Annotated in this window: 13 protein-coding genes; all 13 read right to left on the bottom strand. The window is 37.6% G+C overall.

What is annotated here, in order from left to right; all coding sequences use genetic code 11:
- Positions 1–10: 10 nt before the first annotated feature.
- Positions 11–1,192 (bottom strand): iron-containing alcohol dehydrogenase, encoded by a 1,182-nt coding sequence (locus ABNX05_RS20440; RefSeq protein WP_349661389.1) that lies wholly within the window; start codon positions 1,190–1,192, stop codon positions 11–13.
- A 17-nt stretch (positions 1,193–1,209) separates the two neighbouring features.
- The gene (gene ahlS, locus ABNX05_RS20445) at positions 1,210–2,055 is read right to left on the bottom strand and encodes an AhlS family quorum-quenching N-acyl homoserine lactonase (RefSeq protein WP_349661390.1); all 846 of its coding nucleotides are present in this window, start codon (positions 2,053–2,055) and stop codon (positions 1,210–1,212) included.
- A 217-nt stretch (positions 2,056–2,272) separates the two neighbouring features.
- Positions 2,273–3,694, bottom strand: a complete 1,422-nt coding sequence (locus ABNX05_RS20450; RefSeq protein WP_349661391.1) for an aldehyde dehydrogenase family protein — start codon at positions 3,692–3,694, stop codon at positions 2,273–2,275.
- 105 nt (positions 3,695–3,799) lie between these two features.
- A complete protein-coding gene (locus tag ABNX05_RS20455; RefSeq protein WP_349661392.1) occupies positions 3,800–4,789 on the bottom strand; it encodes a LacI family DNA-binding transcriptional regulator in 990 nt (329 codons plus the stop codon).
- Between the two features lie 96 nt (positions 4,790–4,885).
- Complete coding sequence (locus tag ABNX05_RS20460; RefSeq protein ID WP_349661393.1) at positions 4,886–6,112, bottom strand: RtcB family protein; 1,227 nt, start codon at positions 6,110–6,112, stop codon at positions 4,886–4,888.
- 238 nt (positions 6,113–6,350) lie between these two features.
- Complete coding sequence (locus ABNX05_RS20465) at positions 6,351–8,201, bottom strand: dynamin family protein (RefSeq protein ID WP_349661394.1); 1,851 nt, start codon at positions 8,199–8,201, stop codon at positions 6,351–6,353.
- A gap of 231 nt (positions 8,202–8,432) precedes the next feature.
- Positions 8,433–9,314: a ribokinase gene (gene rbsK / locus ABNX05_RS20470; RefSeq protein ID WP_349661395.1), complete on the bottom strand. Its 882-nt coding sequence runs from the start codon at positions 9,312–9,314 to the stop codon at positions 8,433–8,435.
- Positions 9,315–9,446: 132 nt separating this feature from the next.
- Positions 9,447–9,617 (bottom strand): hypothetical protein, encoded by a 171-nt coding sequence (locus ABNX05_RS20475; protein ID WP_197144535.1) that lies wholly within the window; start codon positions 9,615–9,617, stop codon positions 9,447–9,449.
- Positions 9,614–10,825 carry an MFS transporter gene (locus tag ABNX05_RS20480; protein WP_349661396.1) on the bottom strand — a complete coding sequence of 404 codons (1,212 nt, stop codon included), beginning with the start codon at positions 10,823–10,825 and terminating at the stop codon, positions 9,614–9,616. The genes ABNX05_RS20475 and ABNX05_RS20480 overlap by 4 nt, the downstream gene beginning before the upstream one ends.
- A gap of 380 nt (positions 10,826–11,205) precedes the next feature.
- Positions 11,206–11,796: a 3-isopropylmalate dehydratase small subunit gene (gene leuD / locus ABNX05_RS20485; protein ID WP_349661397.1), complete on the bottom strand. Its 591-nt coding sequence runs from the start codon at positions 11,794–11,796 to the stop codon at positions 11,206–11,208.
- 30 nt (positions 11,797–11,826) lie between these two features.
- Positions 11,827–13,236, bottom strand: a complete 1,410-nt coding sequence (gene leuC / locus ABNX05_RS20490) for a 3-isopropylmalate dehydratase large subunit (RefSeq protein ID WP_349661398.1) — start codon at positions 13,234–13,236, stop codon at positions 11,827–11,829.
- A 16-nt stretch (positions 13,237–13,252) separates the two neighbouring features.
- On the bottom strand, positions 13,253–14,353 hold the full coding sequence (gene leuB, locus ABNX05_RS20495) for a 3-isopropylmalate dehydrogenase (RefSeq protein ID WP_349661399.1): 1,101 nt from the start codon (positions 14,351–14,353) through the stop codon (positions 13,253–13,255).
- Between the two features lie 455 nt (positions 14,354–14,808).
- Positions 14,809–15,843 (bottom strand): ketol-acid reductoisomerase, encoded by a 1,035-nt coding sequence (gene ilvC / locus ABNX05_RS20505; protein ID WP_197144330.1) that lies wholly within the window; start codon positions 15,841–15,843, stop codon positions 14,809–14,811.

The following is a 15,843-nucleotide window of genomic DNA, read 5'->3' on the forward strand; positions in this document are numbered from 1 at the left end:
CTCTTTTCTTTTAAAATGGCTGAGGTTCTCGAACCTCTCCATCAAATGCAGCACGATAAATAGTATAGATGTCTTCTCGCTTAAGTGGCATCGGACTACGTGCTAGAATTCTTGTTTGCTTTGTCGCATCATCCGCTAGTTGTTCCAGTGCTATTTCTGGTATATTAAATCCTTGTAATGTTGACGGAATATTAACATCCTGCACAAGTTGCTTCAATGCATCTACACATTTATAGGAAGCATCTTCTTGCGATAAATACCCAGATGAAATACCCATTGCATCTAAAATATCTTTCATTCGTTTTTCGCAACTTTGACGAATATAGCCCATGACATATGGTAATAGCACTGCGTTGGAATCTCCATGGGCAATATGGAATTGGCCACCAAGTGGATAAGCTAAAGCATGTACTCCTGCAACACCAGCATTGAAAAAGGCTAAGCCTGCCAAATAACTGCCATAACTCATATCCGAGCGTGCCTGCTTATTTTGACCGTCATGCACAGCAGTTCGGATAGAGCCACTAATTAATTTTATAGCTTGTAGTGCAAGTGCATCAGTTACTTCGTTTGCATTTACGGAAACATAGGCCTCAATTGCATGTGTTAAAGCATCTACACCTGTAGCAGCAGTCACTTTTGGTGGTAAAGAAATTGTTAACGCAGGATCTACAATAGCGACATCTGCTAATAAGTAATCATGTGTCACAACATCCTTCGTCGTTTCAAGTGACAGTACTGAAATATTTGTCACTTCTGAGCCTGTTCCAGATGTAGTTGGAATTAAAATTTTAGGTAATCCTTTATTTTCAAGAGATTTTGTTCCCGTTAAATTTAAGTAATCTGCCACTTTCCCATCATGCGTTGCTAAAACCGCGGCAAGTTTCGCTAAGTCTAATGCACTTCCTCCTCCTAAACCAATTACTAAATCAAAATGATGCTTTCTTGTAAACTCAACTAGTTTTTCACCAATTGCGAGCGGTGGCTCAGGGGCAATATCGGTATAAATAGTTGTAGAGTAGCCATTTTCAAGTAAAGGCTTTTCAAGATGATCTGTTAAACCTAACTTTTTTAAAAATGGATCTGTGATTATTAAAATATTATTTGCTTTCAATTTTTCTACTTCCGGTAGTAGCTGATTCAAGCAACCCCAGCCTGTATAACTCGCAGGAGTAAAGGTTAATTTATGCATAATTGTTCTACTCCTATCTATTCATAATAGCCTTCTGTCGATTTTCTAAATGACTTAAATTGGACTGGATCATGGCCAAACCACACTTGCGAATTTGTTTCATTTGCTAATCTTCTAATTCGGTCCACTGTAGAATTATAGCCAACAGAATCATATAGTATACCAGGCGGCTTGATAGGTGGACCAAAGCTTTCGGCAGTGTAAATGGCATCCGAAGCTAAAATAATCCTCCCGGTTTCTGGCATATTAATATGCAAACCTAGCATTCCCCAAGCATGACCACTTCCAAAATTCAAAACTTGGATTCCTTCTGCAAGTTTCACATTATCCTCACCACGCTTAATTAATCGCCATTGTAAATTGTTTTTTATCCACATATCAATGTCACCCCAAATATAGGCACCTTCTTTTACATTTCTTGCGTATGTTTGTAAAGCTCCATTGAATTCATCTTCCTGTACAATAATTGTTGCATTCGTAAAAAGCTCTAAACAGCCTGCATGATCTAAATGTAGATGTGAAGCTACAACATATTTAATATCTTCTGGACGCACATTTAACTCTTCTAATCGATGATGTAAATAGCATTCCTCTGGCATATTAATTGGGAATGCTTTCTGAGTAAATTCACCCCAGCGCCCTTCAGATCCCATTGAATTTGGGTTACATGCTGTATCAAATAATAATTTTCCTTCTGGATGATCAATTAATACTGTATAAACTGGAAACTCTACAAATTCATTTGGCTTGTTTGGATAATCAATAGTTGCAGGACTATGCATGGCAATCATAAAGTTTTTATCCATTCGCATTGTTCCATTGTCCATAACATACAATTTCGGGTGTTGTTTGATAGTATTCATTTACAACCATCTCCATTCGTGATTAATTATGCCTCGCCATAATTACGTCAGGAATCCGCCGGAGGCTTCGGGCCAACAAATGTTTTCTGTGCGAAAGCGCAGTGCTAACGTAGCGTCAACAACAAGATGTTGGTCACTCAGTCGCAGCCACAGGACGTGGCGTTCTTAGACTGAGTTCCTCTATATCAGCGGGTATCGAAACATCCGCCGATAGAAATTAATTATTATTCCAAATCACAAGCTTCATTTCTGTCATTTCCTCAACTGCATATTTGATTCCTTCACGACCGGTTCCGCTTTCTTTAACGCCACCATATGGCATTTGATCTACACGATATGTCGGAACGTCATTTATAATGACACCCCCGACTTGTAATTTTTTTGAAGCTTTAAAGGCCGTCTCAATGGAAGGTGTAAATATCCCTGCTTGTAAGCCATAATTTGAGTCATTAACAGCGTCAATGGCTTCTTCTACTGATGAAACAGTATTGACAATAACTACAGGCGCAAATATTTCCTCACAAGATACACGACTAGTAGAAGATACATTCAATAACACTGTTGGAAGTAAAATATTGTTTTCAATACGACCACCTGTCAGTACCTGCGCACCTTCTGCTACCGCCTCTTCGATCCATGTGATAGCACGCTGCTGCTCAGTTTCTGAAATCATCATCGCTAAATCTGTTGTTGCATCAAGTGGGTCCCCTATTGTTAAGCGCTCTACTTTTGCTTTTAGCTGCTCTAAAAATTCATTCATTATATTTTCTTTTACATATATACGCTGTAGCGAGATGCAAACTTGACCTTGATTTGAAAAAGCACCCATAACAATTCGGTCCATTATTTGATCGAGTTGAACGCCTTCATCCACAATAACACCCGCATTCGAACCTAGTTCTAATGTTACTTTCTTTAATCCAGCGCGATTGCGAAGGGAAATACCTACAGCTGGGCTCCCGGTAAATGTAATCATTTTTACTTTTGGATGTGCTAAAAATGCATCCCCTATTAGTTTGCCTTGCCCAGTTACTAAGTTAAATGCACCTTTTGGTAGATTTGTTTGTGCCAATAGGTTTGCTAGAAAATGAGCAGATAGAGCTGTTTGTGTTGCAGGTTTCAACACAATTGTGTTACCAGCTGCTAATGCCGGTCCAACTTTATGGGCTACTAAATTTTGCGGAAAATTAAAAGGTGTAATGGCCGCAATAACGCCCAATGGTTCACGAATTGTATAACCAAATCTACCCTCTCCGCTTTTAGATGCATCCATCGGAATCATTTCACCAGATAGTCGCTTCGCTTCTTCTGCTGCAAATTTGTAAGTTTCAATCGTTCGATCAATTTCAGCATAGGCATACTTTAACGGCTTTGCTGATTCTAGCGAAATAATGCTAGCTGCCTCATCTCGATTTTCAATAAATAGAACAGATAGCTGTTCTAAAATCTCTGCTCTTTGAAATGCTGTTAATGCTGCCATTTCGGATTCTGCTGCATGAGCACTTTCAATTGCATGCTGTACATCATCTTCAGTTGCCATCGCAAATTGTGCTACAACCTCTTTTGAGTAGGGGGCTTGAACCTCCATATACTCTTCTGTCATTTGCCATTGTCCATTAATAAATAAGCCCTTTTTCAAGACCTCACTCACTCCTCTCTCCAAATGGTTACGTATTCATTTTAGGTAACAAAAAAATGAATACGTAACCATTTTTGAGTGAAAAACAAACTGATGTTCATCAGTTCATTTCTTACTCGTAGTATTTCTTGGGAAAAGTTTAACAGATTCTGTTTGTTGGATGCAAGTGCTTTTTTTCTCCATTACCTCAAATAATTTTTCAATAGCAATAAATCCGAGGCTTTTCTCGGATTCTAAGCCTACTGTTGTTAAAGCAATCGAATGGTGTTTACTAAGCTCCACATTATCAATCCCAATAACATTAAAATCTTTAGGAACTTGAAAGCCCCGTTCTAAACAAAGACTTAATATTTCAATGGCAATTGCGTCTGTTGCAGCACAAATAGCTGTAGGTTTTTTAGGAAGTTCAAGTATTTCTTCAAATGCTCGTTTAATATCATTTTTGTTAGTATTTGTTAAAAACGCCGGCACTGTTTTCGCATCTATACCACTGTCCTTTAATGCATTTTTAAAGCCTTTGTACCTTCCATAAAAAGTACTTATTTCATGTGGACCACCAATCCAGCATATATCTTGATGACCTAAAGATAAAATATGATTCGTCGCTATATAACCAGCTTTTACATTATCAATTTCTACAAAATGCCTATTTTCCTGATGCTTGCGATTATACATAATAAATGGGATACCTAATTTTTCAAGCTTAAAAAATAAGTCATCTTCATATAACATAGACGATAAAATAATCGCATCAGCCTTCGTTTCCAAAACAGCATTATAAATAGAATCTAAATTATCTTCCGTACCAAAATAAACATTTACTTTATAGCCTCGAGCATTAACATAATTAACGATTGCAGTTGTTGTATCGACAAAAAAAGGATTATGTAATGGCCCCGAAATCAATGTAATAATGCCTGTTTTTTTCTGTACAAGTGACCTTGCAATATCATTTGGAATATAGTTTAATTCTTCAATCGCCTTCATCACTTTTTCAATAGTTTTCGGCTTTACGAGTTCAGGAGTATTTAACACTCTTGAAACTGTTGTTTGAGAGACACCCGCATACTTTGCCACATCTTTTGAAGATACCAAAAAACCACCCATTTCATCTTTGTAAGCCTATTTTATACTATTACAGATATAATGTTAATAGATAAGGGAAAGTACAAGTATCACTAATTTCTATTATTAGGGATTATTTTTCCGCTCATATGGCTTAGCTGCTTCACTAGCTTTGTAATTATAAACGGGTGTGATCACTTTTAATATTTCCGCAGTTTCCTCTAGAACAGATGTAATTTCTGACATCGGTTTATATGCCATTGGGGCTTCATCCAATGTTTCTTCGTTTACGGATGTTGTCCAAATACCTTGCATCGTTTCTTTAAAAACTTCCATATTTAGTGCTTTTTTTGCAGCACGTCGAGAATACATACGACCTGCCCCATGTGGTGCAGAGTAATTCCAATCTGCATTCCCTTTCCCCATACAAATGAGTGAACCATCTCGCATATTCATAGGAATAACGAGCTTCTCCCCTTTATTTGCTCGAACGGCGCCTTTTCTTAACGTCATTGTTTCCGTATCAATATAGTTATGGATCGTATCAAATGTTTCGCTAAAATGCCAGTTCATTTGCTTGGCAATTGTTTCGGCAATTGTCCAGCGATTCATCCGAGCATATTGCTGAGCGATTTTCATATCGTGAATATAATCATGGAAATATTCGCCCTCTAAATAAGCTAAATCTTTCGGTACAATCGGATTTTGTTCTTTATGAGCTTTAATCATCGCTTGAATTTCTTTTTCACGCCCCTGATCTTTCAGTTCGGCTATTTTCACTTTTAAATCTTCCCGTTGCAATGTTTCAAAAGCCCTTTTTTGATGCCAATTTGCTACCTTAGCTCCGACGTAACGCGAGCCAGTATGGATAAGTAAGTAATGTGTACCTGCTTCATCTTTAGCAAGCTCTATAAAATGGTTTCCTCCCCCAAGTGTACCAAGCGATAAATTTGTATAGTCATCCTTTAAACCACTTGCTACAAACTGTCTCCCCTCGAATTCAGCAAAATAGCGTTCAGGAGATACTTCCTGATGGATATCCTTTCCGCTTGGTATATATGCTCGAATTGTAGCATCGAGTTTAGAAAAATCTATATCCGCTTCATTTAACTCAGCTACAAATACCCCGCAACCAACATCAATGCCCACAAGGTTAGGCACTACACGATTTTGAAGCTGAATCGTTGTGCCAATAACACAGCCCTTACCTGCGTGATAATCTGGCATAATCCGTACTTTTGTTCCTTCCATAAAAGCCTGATTTGCCAATTCTTTAATTTGATCGATTGCTGATTGTAATGCTGTATTTGAATAAATTTTTGCTTCCGTAAAACGTCCGTTAATTCGTATCATTTTAACCCCTCCTTCTATTTATACGAAAAAACAATTCATTTTGTTTCAATATAATCCCAATTTTTAATAATCAAGGGGCATCAACATTACTTGTTGTTGATTTCTGTTCGACTGGACGCTTTCCTGGGGACGTCCTCTAAATGTCATCCACAACTTTGGGTGATGAGCAAAAAAAAACGAAATACTAAAAAAAATGCTCTAAAAGTTTAAATTACTTTTAGAACATTTCCTTTATTGTTTAATCTTCATACTGAATATCTAACTTTTTCGGAATTTCTGGTATATCGTTTGATTTTACATCTACTTCTGCTAAAGCTAACGGATGAAATGGATATTTCTGCTGAACATCGAAAGGAATTGCAGTATTCTCCATTTTATTGTTCATCTGACTACGTGCAAGTAGGCCATTATTCGACAGATCAATGCTCATAATACTGTTAACCGCTTCTTTTAGCATTTCAATATCCTTTGCTTTAAGCGGCATTTGTTCGTCCATTAAAAACGGTTGAATATTGTCTTTAATATAGCCCTGCGCCTCCATCAAACAAGAAAATTCATTCAATTTATTTGCGTATAATTGTAATTGGGACTTTTCTTTTGAACGTTGTTGATTTAGCTCTAGTACTTTTTCCTCAATACGTGCTAAACGTATTTTCGTTAACTCCATAAGATAACTTTGTATGGAATGGATGGAATGAAGAATTAATTCCTCCGCTTCTTGTACTTTTTCATATTGGGCAATACAAACCAATTGCTGCCCATTTAACTTGTTAACACGTTCCTTGAAAAATCCATTTTGTGTATGCTGACCAAAGATAGCCTTCATAAGACCTTTTCCGTGAATTTTTTTATGCTGTGCGTCCAATCGATCGTATTCACGTAAATACTCACTATGCATATTTCGATATTCTCGTAACACTTGTTGATAAGATACAGCCTTTTCTGTAAAGCTTTCTACAATTTCATCCTGCAAATAATCAGTTTGTGAAATGATTTGTAAAAGTTGGTATAATGTTTGAACATTTTTAAATACATTGGCAACCTGTTCGTATTCTTGCTCATATTCGGTCACAATCGCTAAGTCACGTTGATAGCGCGAAAATTCGTATTGTGTATCACCTGTATACTTTTCAATGTTCTTAACAGCAGATTGGAATGGGTCTCTTTGTGGAATAACAGTTAATTCGAAGCGGAAACGTTCAAGCCATTGCAAGAAGCGAATTAAAATGCCATACGTTTTCTTATCACTATTTTCTGCAACTCGATGAATTTCTGAAATTAATTGCTCGTACTCACTTTTTTTCCAAAGCTCATCACTTTTAATCTGTTTAGCTTCAATTGCTTCTCTTGCAGAGATCGCAACAAAATCACTTATTAAATGACCAAATCGTTCTCTCTCAGCTTCAATAAACGCCTTCGTATTTTCATTTGAATCGATGGCATTGATGACACAAAGCGGCTCAACACCTTTGTTTTTTAACGTTTCCATTAATAATATTTCTGGATAAATAGCCATCGAACCTGAACGTACTACCCAAAAGATCTCGTCCACACGGTTCATCAATGCTTCTGGGAAGTAGGCCATTTCTCCTCCCCCAGCTTCCAATGAAACAGAATCAATAATTGTCACAGATTTTAATAAATCATTTTTTAAATATACTTCTAGATAATCTAAATGTTCTCGTAGTATTTGAGAGGCGAAAGTATCGCCAGTCGTCAATAATTCTAGCTTGCTCATATCGAATACAGCTACGACACCATCTAAAAAATACGCCTTTATTTCTTCATGTTCACCGTATCGCAAAAATGTATTTACCCCAGTTGGATGCTGCTCACTAACAGGCAAAACTTGACGTCCTAGTAATCCATTTACCAATGTTGTTTTTCCGACACGCTCTTTCCCAACAATAAGAATCATTGTTTCGTTGTCAGCATCTTGAATGATACGATTTAAGTGTTTAGCTGTATCTTTTACATATGTATTTTGTACAATAATGCCATGTAATTGGCGCAAATGATCCACAAGCTGTGGCAAAATATTATTCGCTGAGGCTGTATATTCGATCGGCACATTATCAATATCTGTCATCCTCAATACCTCTTTTCTATGTATCTAAAGTTATTATAAATGAAAAGATTCCTTTATTAATACATAGTACTAAGAATTAACGATAAAAAAGGACAATATACTTAAATACCGCCGTCACAAATAGGTAAAAAATCTTATTCTACAAAACCATCTATCGCAGATATTATTCCTCATTCAGACTAAAAGAAATAATAATTATTAGTAAATATTTGTATTGAGTTGATCTTCTCTTTATTCTTCAACTCCAGCCATACGTGCATAAACTGCTCCAAGTGTTGGCATACCACCTTGTGCACCGAATTTCTCCACTGATAACGAAGCAGCAATATTTGCAAAATACACTGCCTGATCTAAAGATTGCCCTTCAACTAAAGCATAAGCGAGTGCACCGTTAAACGTATCACCTGCTCCTGTTGTATCTACCGCTCTCGTCATATAACCCGGAACATGAATAGGGTATTCACCATCATAATAGCGTGCGCCATCACTACCTAGCGTCATTATCAATTTATTAGGATATTTTTCTAAAACCTGCTCTATATTATCTCCAAAAATTTCAGCACACTCCGTTTCATTCGGTGTGATATAGGTAATATCCTCCATCCATTGCACATCAAAATTTGCCGCTGGTGCTGGGTTTAATAAAACAGGTACATTTGCTTCTTTACAAAGTTTTATTGCATACGCAGTCGTTTCCATTGGGATTTCTAGCTGCATAATGACCATTTGACTTTTTTGTATGATTTCTTTCGCTGCCTCTATTTGTGTAGGCTTTAATTCATAATTAGCACCAGGTACTACAATGATACGGTTATCATTATTATAGAGTAAAATATTTGCAATCCCAGTAGGTGCCGATACACTTGTAATAGCTTCAGTTTGAATATGCTCTTGTTGTAAAACAGTGCGTAATGTTTCACCAAAACTATCGGAGCCCACACAGCCGATCATTGTGACTTCACTTCCAAGACGTGCCGTAGCTATTGCCTGATTAGCCCCTTTTCCCCCTGGAATCGTTTGAAAATCTTTACCGAGGATCGTTTCTCCCTGCTTTGGAAAATTCCCCATTTGTACAACTAAATCCATATTTATGCTACCGATAACTGTAATCATCTTTATACCCTGCCTTCCATCTTATTTTTTCATTTTAACTGAGAAATCCGTAGAAAGACAGGGCATACCATTAGAAAATTGTGGAGTACTAATCTTCTTATTGATGTTCACCAATTCAGCACAAGCTTCAATTTAAAGTTTTCCCAATAAACCTTTCCTTGACTCCAATTCAATTTTTCTATCACAATCTTCACAAGAAAATTTTCCTTCCATATTTTGTTTATACAATCTATATTTTTTTGATCCTTCTACAACCTCAAATGTTTTCTTACAAAAAATACAACGAAGCGAATAGCTAATCATAATATTTCCTCCTTTAAGCTGATATAGTTTTTTTTAGAATATAGAACAAAATATAATGAAATCGAAAATAAAATACTAATAATACCGAAAATAATTGCAGTCATTTGAAGTGTAAATAATTCTGCAAATAGTCCTAATAGTAAGGTTAAGGATATTTGCAAAATATTTTGAAATATATTCGCAAAACTACCGAATCTACCCATTATTTCAGGCGGTACATTTTGCTGATAAAATGTTTCATAACCAGAATTACTAAATGCCATAAAAAATCCTAGAAAAACTAAACTTACAAATGCCAAAATACTTGATGTCGAGGCATAAAAGGCAGTGTAAAACAGCATTGTCAGAAACAAACCAAAAGCTATATATGATCGAGTGGACCATTTTTGGGCGAAGCTTGCGGCAACTATCCCACCGAAAATTGCTCCTGCTCCTGCACTACTCACAAAGGCACCATATAAACTATCAGATAAAGCTAAATCATGCTTGATAAAAGTGGCTTCTTGAGAATCAAGCGCAAATGCAATCATTAATGCACTTTGAAAGAGGAAATAAATCGTTATAAAAAATACATTTTGGCGAATGAAAGCTAGTACAGCTTGATAGTCACTTTTTAATAGTTGCCACGTAATACGTTGCCGTGAAGTTTCCTTCATATCATCTACATCTGGTAAAAAGGAAATAATCAAAGCACAAACAAAAAATGTAAAGCTATTGAACCAAATTGTCACTGTCGTATTAAAAAGAATGATGAGGAGTCCTGCTAGTGCTGGACCTATTAAAAACGAGCCTGAATTGAACGTGCCAAGTATTGCGTTAAAACGTTGTCTATCTTCTGAAGGAACAAACTTCGTAATATAATATGTACTACTAGGTCCAAAGAAGCTACTTGCTATATTCACTATAAATAACAGCGTATAGATGAGCCAAATAGATTCCATAAACGGCATACAAAAAACGATCAAGCCTCTGATCATATCCGTTGTAATCATCAACTTGCGTTTATTCATACGGTCAATGAAAGAGCCAGCTACCAAACTTGTTAAAACTCTTGCAACTGGTCCGACAATAAAGATTCCAGCCATCGCTGCAGGCGATTGTGTTAAATGCCATACAAATAAATTGAGCGCTACAAGATAAATCCAGTCCCCTAATTTAGAAAAACCTAAGCTCCCAATTAACAAGCTGTATTTTCGAAGGATTTTCATGTTGCTCCCCCTTTATTTTTCACTTGAGTTTTTTCTGTAAACATTTATATAAACTAGCTCATTACTAAAACATGTAGTTGTCTCTGTTTTGGACTGCGCGCTTTAGTGATGAATCAATAAACCGGATAGCATTCCATTTATTTACCATAACCCTATTTATATATTATCAAAATATTGCTTCAATTCGTTATACATTTTTTACAAATAAATGACGAATTAAAATAACGTATTTTTATTATGGAAAGTGATTAGGTCTAGACATTTACCGGTCAAAGAGCTTTTTTTCATTACCACTCCTACCCGAACAATTCCTAAATTAAGCAATAAAAAAACTGAAGACAACAAGTCTGTCTTCAGTCATAAGGAAATCCCTTCAGCTATTAAAATGCAATACGATTTGCTTCATAAGCAGCGATTTGTTCTTCGTATTTAAAGGTAAGAGCAATTTCATCCAAACCATTCAGCAATGTTTCTTTATAGTAAGGGTCGATGTTAAATTTATAAACTACATCATCTTCACCCGTTACTGTTTGTGCCTCCAAATTGACTTCCATCGTGTACGTTTTTTCTAAGCCTTTTGCTAAAATTTCATCACACTCTGCTTCAGCCAGTTTGATTGGTAATATCCCATTTTTGAAGCAGTTATTATGGAAAATATCTGCGAATGATGGTGCAATCACTACATTGAAGCCGTAATCTAATATTGCCCACGGTGCATGTTCACGAGAAGAACCACAGCCGAAGTTATCTTGTGCTACTAAAATCTTAGAGTTTTTGAATTCAGGTTTGTTTAACACAAAGTCTTTTATTTCATTACCATCTGCTTCGAAGCGCCAATGGTAAAATAAATACTGCCCAAACCCTGTACGCTCAATACGCTTTAAAAACTCTTTCGAAATAATTTGGTCTGTATCGACATTTTTACGATCAAGTGGTGTTATCACACTTTTTACGATATTAATTGGTTCCATTTGCAATCATCCTTTCCGTGTAAATGGAATTTACACAGTTTCCTTTACGAATTCACGAACATCCACAAAATGACCAGCAATTGCTGCCGCTGCTGCCATTGGCGGTGAAACTAAGTGTGTACGAGAACCGGCTCCCTGGCGTCCTTCAAAATTGCGGTTTGATGTTGATGCACATCGTTCACCAGCTGGTACTACATCATCATTCATCGCCAGACACATTGAGCAACCTGTCTCACGCCATTCAAAGCCAGCATCTGTAAAGACTTTATCTAATCCTTCTGCTTCTGCTTGTTGTTTCGTCGAATAGGAGCCAGGTACAACAATCGCTGTTACATTTTCATGCACCTTACGCCCTTTGATGACATCTGCTGCTGCACGTAAATCACTTATGCGTGAATTTGTGCAGGAACCGATAAATACGTGTTGAATATCGATTGAAGTTAACGGTTGACCTTCCTCTAAGCCCATATAAGAAAGCGCTTTTCGAAGAGCCGCTCTATCTGACTCATCCTCATAATCTGCTTGTGTTGGAACATGGCTTGACACACCTGAACCCATTGACGGATTCGTTCCCCAAGTGATGATTGGCTCTATGTCTTGTGCTTGAATGATTCGAACTGTATCATATGTTGCATCTTCATCTGATGCTAAGCTTAACCAATAATTTGCAGCTTCCTTAAACTTTTCTCCTTGAGGTGCATGTTTACGTCCACGGATATAATCAACAGTCGTTTCGTCAGGAGAAATTAACCCTGCCTTTGCGCCCGCCTCAATCGACATGTTACAAATTGTCATCCGTTCTTCCATAGAAAGTTTGTGGATAGCCTCTCCAGTGAATTCTACAATATGTCCTGTACCTACTCCAATCCCGAACTTAGAAATAATCGCTAGAATAATATCTTTTGCAGCTACACCTACAGGAAGTTCACCTTCCACACGAATTTCCATTGTTTTTGGCTTGTTTTGCCATAGGGTTTGTGTTGACAATACATGCTCTACCTCAGATGTACCAATACCGAAGGCAATCGCTCCGAACGCACCATGTGTAGACGTATGAGAGTCCCCACAAACAATCGTTTTACCAGGCTGAGTTAAACCTAGCTCAGGTCCAATTACGTGAACAATACCTTGGTCAGGGTGCCCCATTCCTGCAAGCTCGACGCCAAATTCTTCAGCATTTTTAGCTAACGTTTCAATTTGGTTACGTGCAATTGGATCATGAATCGTCGGTAGATTTTTTGTAGGCACGTTATGATCCATTGTCGCAAAGCTTAAATCTGGACGACGCACTTGACGTCCGTTCAAACGTAGACCTTCAAAAGCTTGCGGAGAAGTGACTTCATGAATTAAATGGAGATCAATATATAACAGGTCCGGTTTGCCCTCTTCCTGATAAACGACATGTTTATCCCAAATCTTTTCAATTATATTTTTTCCCATTATCTTCACTCATTTCTTAAATGTATGTTGTCATAATGCTTTCTGAAACAAAGCTTGTATCTATTTCGTTAATTACTTTATCTGTCCATTCATTTGTCGACATTATACGAGCGCCGTCACTTGCAAGATCTGCAGTGAAATAACCATCATCAAATACTGCACTCACAGCACGTTCAATTTCTGCTGCTTCTTCTTTTAAGCCAAATGAATATTGTAGCATCATAGCCACCGAAAGAATTGTTGCTGCTGGATTAGCTACACCTTGACCTGCAATTTCTGGTGCTGAGCCATGTACTGGTTCATATAGACCAAAATTATCTCCGCGAATGGACGCTGAAGGTAGTACGCCTAAAGAGCCTGTAATAACAGATGCTTCATCACTTAAAATATCTCCAAACATATTTTCAGTAACTACCACATCATATTGACTAGGATTTGTAATTAATTTCATAGCAACTGAGTCAACTAAATTATGCTCTACATGCACATCTGGATAATCCTTTTTCTTCGCTTCTACTACTTCGCGCCATAAACGACTTGTTTCAAGTACATTTGCTTTATCAACAGAGCATAATTTGCCTCCACGTAAACGTGCTAATTCAAAGGCATTTTCAACGATACGCTCAACTTCTGCAGTTGAGTAAACCGTTGTATCAATCGCGCCATTTTCAGTACGCATACGTGGTTCCCCGAAGTATACGCCGCCTGTTAATTCACGTACAATTATTAAATCGACATTTTCAGCTACTTCACGCTTTAATGGGGAAGCATCTAGTAAACTCGGGAACGCCTTTACTGGACGAAGATTTGCGAATAAGTCAAAATGTTTGCGAATACGTAGTAATCCTTTTTCTGGACGTAATTCAGGAGGATTATTATCCCATTTCGGACCACCTACCGCTCCAAGTAAAACTGCATCACTGTTTTCGCACATCTCAATTGTTTCATCTGGTAGTGGATTATTGTGTTGGTCGATGGCAGCGCCTCCGATTGTTGCATAACCTAAATGGAATGTATGGTTGAATCGCTTACCAATCACCTGTAATACACGTACAGCAGAAGCAACAACCTCTGGCCCAATTCCGTCACCAGGAAGTACTGTAATTTTTTTCTCCATCGTCAAAACACCTTTCTTTGTATAGCGTTGACTACGCTATTTTAGTAATACTCTCACCAATTTTTATAGGTGAGGTCATCAATATTACGACTACACGTTATTGGCATAATTGCGTTTGGAATGCGCATTATGCTGATTCCATTCACTACCATCAAAACTTGCGACATTTACACAGAGTCTTGAAAATCGATTAACTTACAGGCTGTGCACGAAGGTTTGCTTGTATCAAATGACGGTTAATGGCATTTAAATAAGCTTTTGCCGATCGCTTCCCAAGTTGTGTCGATATCTTTTATACACAGCGGTCTAATCCTGTTACAGTAGAGTTTTTTACTGTTCCTACAATACGATGTACCGCATCAAAACCACCGGGTGACGAAGCAGGAAAACCTGCTTCACTAATTGTCACTCCTAGGCGCTCCTGTTACTTGGCAATTTGTGTTGTATCGAAAATATTAATTTTTCGCGCTTGTAGCCACTTCTCTCACAACTTTTTCTTTACCTTCATTGATGAATGGCATCATAGCACGTAATTTAGCACCAACTTCTTCGATTTGGTGATTTGCACCAGCTTCTTTGAATTTTGTATAATCTGGACGACCATTTTCGTTTTCTTGAATCCAACGACGAGCGAATGTGCCATCTTGGATATCTGTTAAAACATCTTTCATACGAGCTTTTACGGAGTCGTCGATAATACGTGGTCCTGCAACATAGTCACCCCACTCAGCTGTATCTGATACTGAGTAACGCATTGTTGCCATACCACCTTCAAACATTAAGTCAACAATTAATTTTAGTTCGTGAAGAGTTTCAAAGTATGCTAACTCTGGTTGGTAGCCTGCTTCTACTAATGTTTCAAAACCTGCTCTTACTAATTGTGTAGCGCCACCGCAAAGTACTGCTTGCTCACCGAATAAATCAGTTTCAGTTTCTTCTTTGAATGATGTTTCAAGTAAACCACCACGAGCTGCGCCGATTCCTTTACCGTAAGCTAGAGCTAAATCTTTTGCTTGACCAGTTGCATCTTGATGGATTGCGAATAAGCCTGGTACACCAGCACCTTCTTGGAACTGACGACGAACTAAGTGTCCTGGACCTTTCGGTGCAACTAAGAATACGTCCACATCTGCTGGTGGTGTAATTTGACCGAAGTGAATGTTGAAGCCGTGTGCAAACATAAGTGCTTTACCTGCTTCAAGATGTGGAGCGATTTCAGCCTCATATACAGCTTTTTGACGCTCATCCGGAAGTAAAATTTGGATAACATCTGCTTCTTGCGCTGCTTCAGCAACAGTCTTTACATCTACTCCATCCGCTTTTGCTGCATCGAAAGATCCACCTGGACGAACTCCTACTACTACATCGAATCCTGATTCTTTAAGATTTAGGGCATGTGCATGACCTTGTGAACCATAACCGATGATTGCGATTTTTTTCCCTTTTAATACTTCCTCGTTGATGTTTTGATCATAATACATAGTAGCCAT

This window comes from Lysinibacillus zambalensis (assembly GCF_040183165.1).
Taxonomy (GTDB): domain Bacteria; phylum Bacillota; class Bacilli; order Bacillales_A; family Planococcaceae; genus Lysinibacillus; species Lysinibacillus zambalensis.

What these genes read in the sequence shown, in the direction of transcription:
- ABNX05_RS20440 (WP_349661389.1), bottom strand. Translation starts at nt 1,192, where the DNA reads ATGCATAAATTAACCTTTACTCCTGCGAGTTATACAGGCTGGGGTTGC.
- ahlS (WP_349661390.1), bottom strand. Translation starts at nt 2,055, where the DNA reads ATGAATACTATCAAACAACACCCGAAATTGTATGTTATGGACAATGGA.
- ABNX05_RS20460 (WP_349661393.1), bottom strand. Translation starts at nt 6,112, where the DNA reads ATGATACGAATTAACGGACGTTTTACGGAAGCAAAAATTTATTCAAAT.
- ABNX05_RS20465 (WP_349661394.1), bottom strand. Translation starts at nt 8,201, where the DNA reads ATGACAGATATTGATAATGTGCCGATCGAATATACAGCCTCAGCGAAT.
- rbsK (WP_349661395.1), bottom strand. Translation starts at nt 9,314, where the DNA reads ATGATTACAGTTATCGGTAGCATAAATATGGATTTAGTTGTACAAATG.
- ABNX05_RS20475 (WP_197144535.1), bottom strand. Translation starts at nt 9,617, where the DNA reads ATGATTAGCTATTCGCTTCGTTGTATTTTTTGTAAGAAAACATTTGAG.
- ABNX05_RS20480 (WP_349661396.1), bottom strand. Translation starts at nt 10,825, where the DNA reads ATGAAAATCCTTCGAAAATACAGCTTGTTAATTGGGAGCTTAGGTTTT.
- leuD (WP_349661397.1), bottom strand. Translation starts at nt 11,796, where the DNA reads ATGGAACCAATTAATATCGTAAAAAGTGTGATAACACCACTTGATCGT.
- leuC (WP_349661398.1), bottom strand. Translation starts at nt 13,236, where the DNA reads ATGGGAAAAAATATAATTGAAAAGATTTGGGATAAACATGTCGTTTAT.
- leuB (WP_349661399.1), bottom strand. Translation starts at nt 14,353, where the DNA reads ATGGAGAAAAAAATTACAGTACTTCCTGGTGACGGAATTGGGCCAGAG.
- ilvC (WP_197144330.1), bottom strand. Translation starts at nt 15,843, where the DNA reads ATGGCTACTATGTATTATGATCAAAACATCAACGAGGAAGTATTAAAA.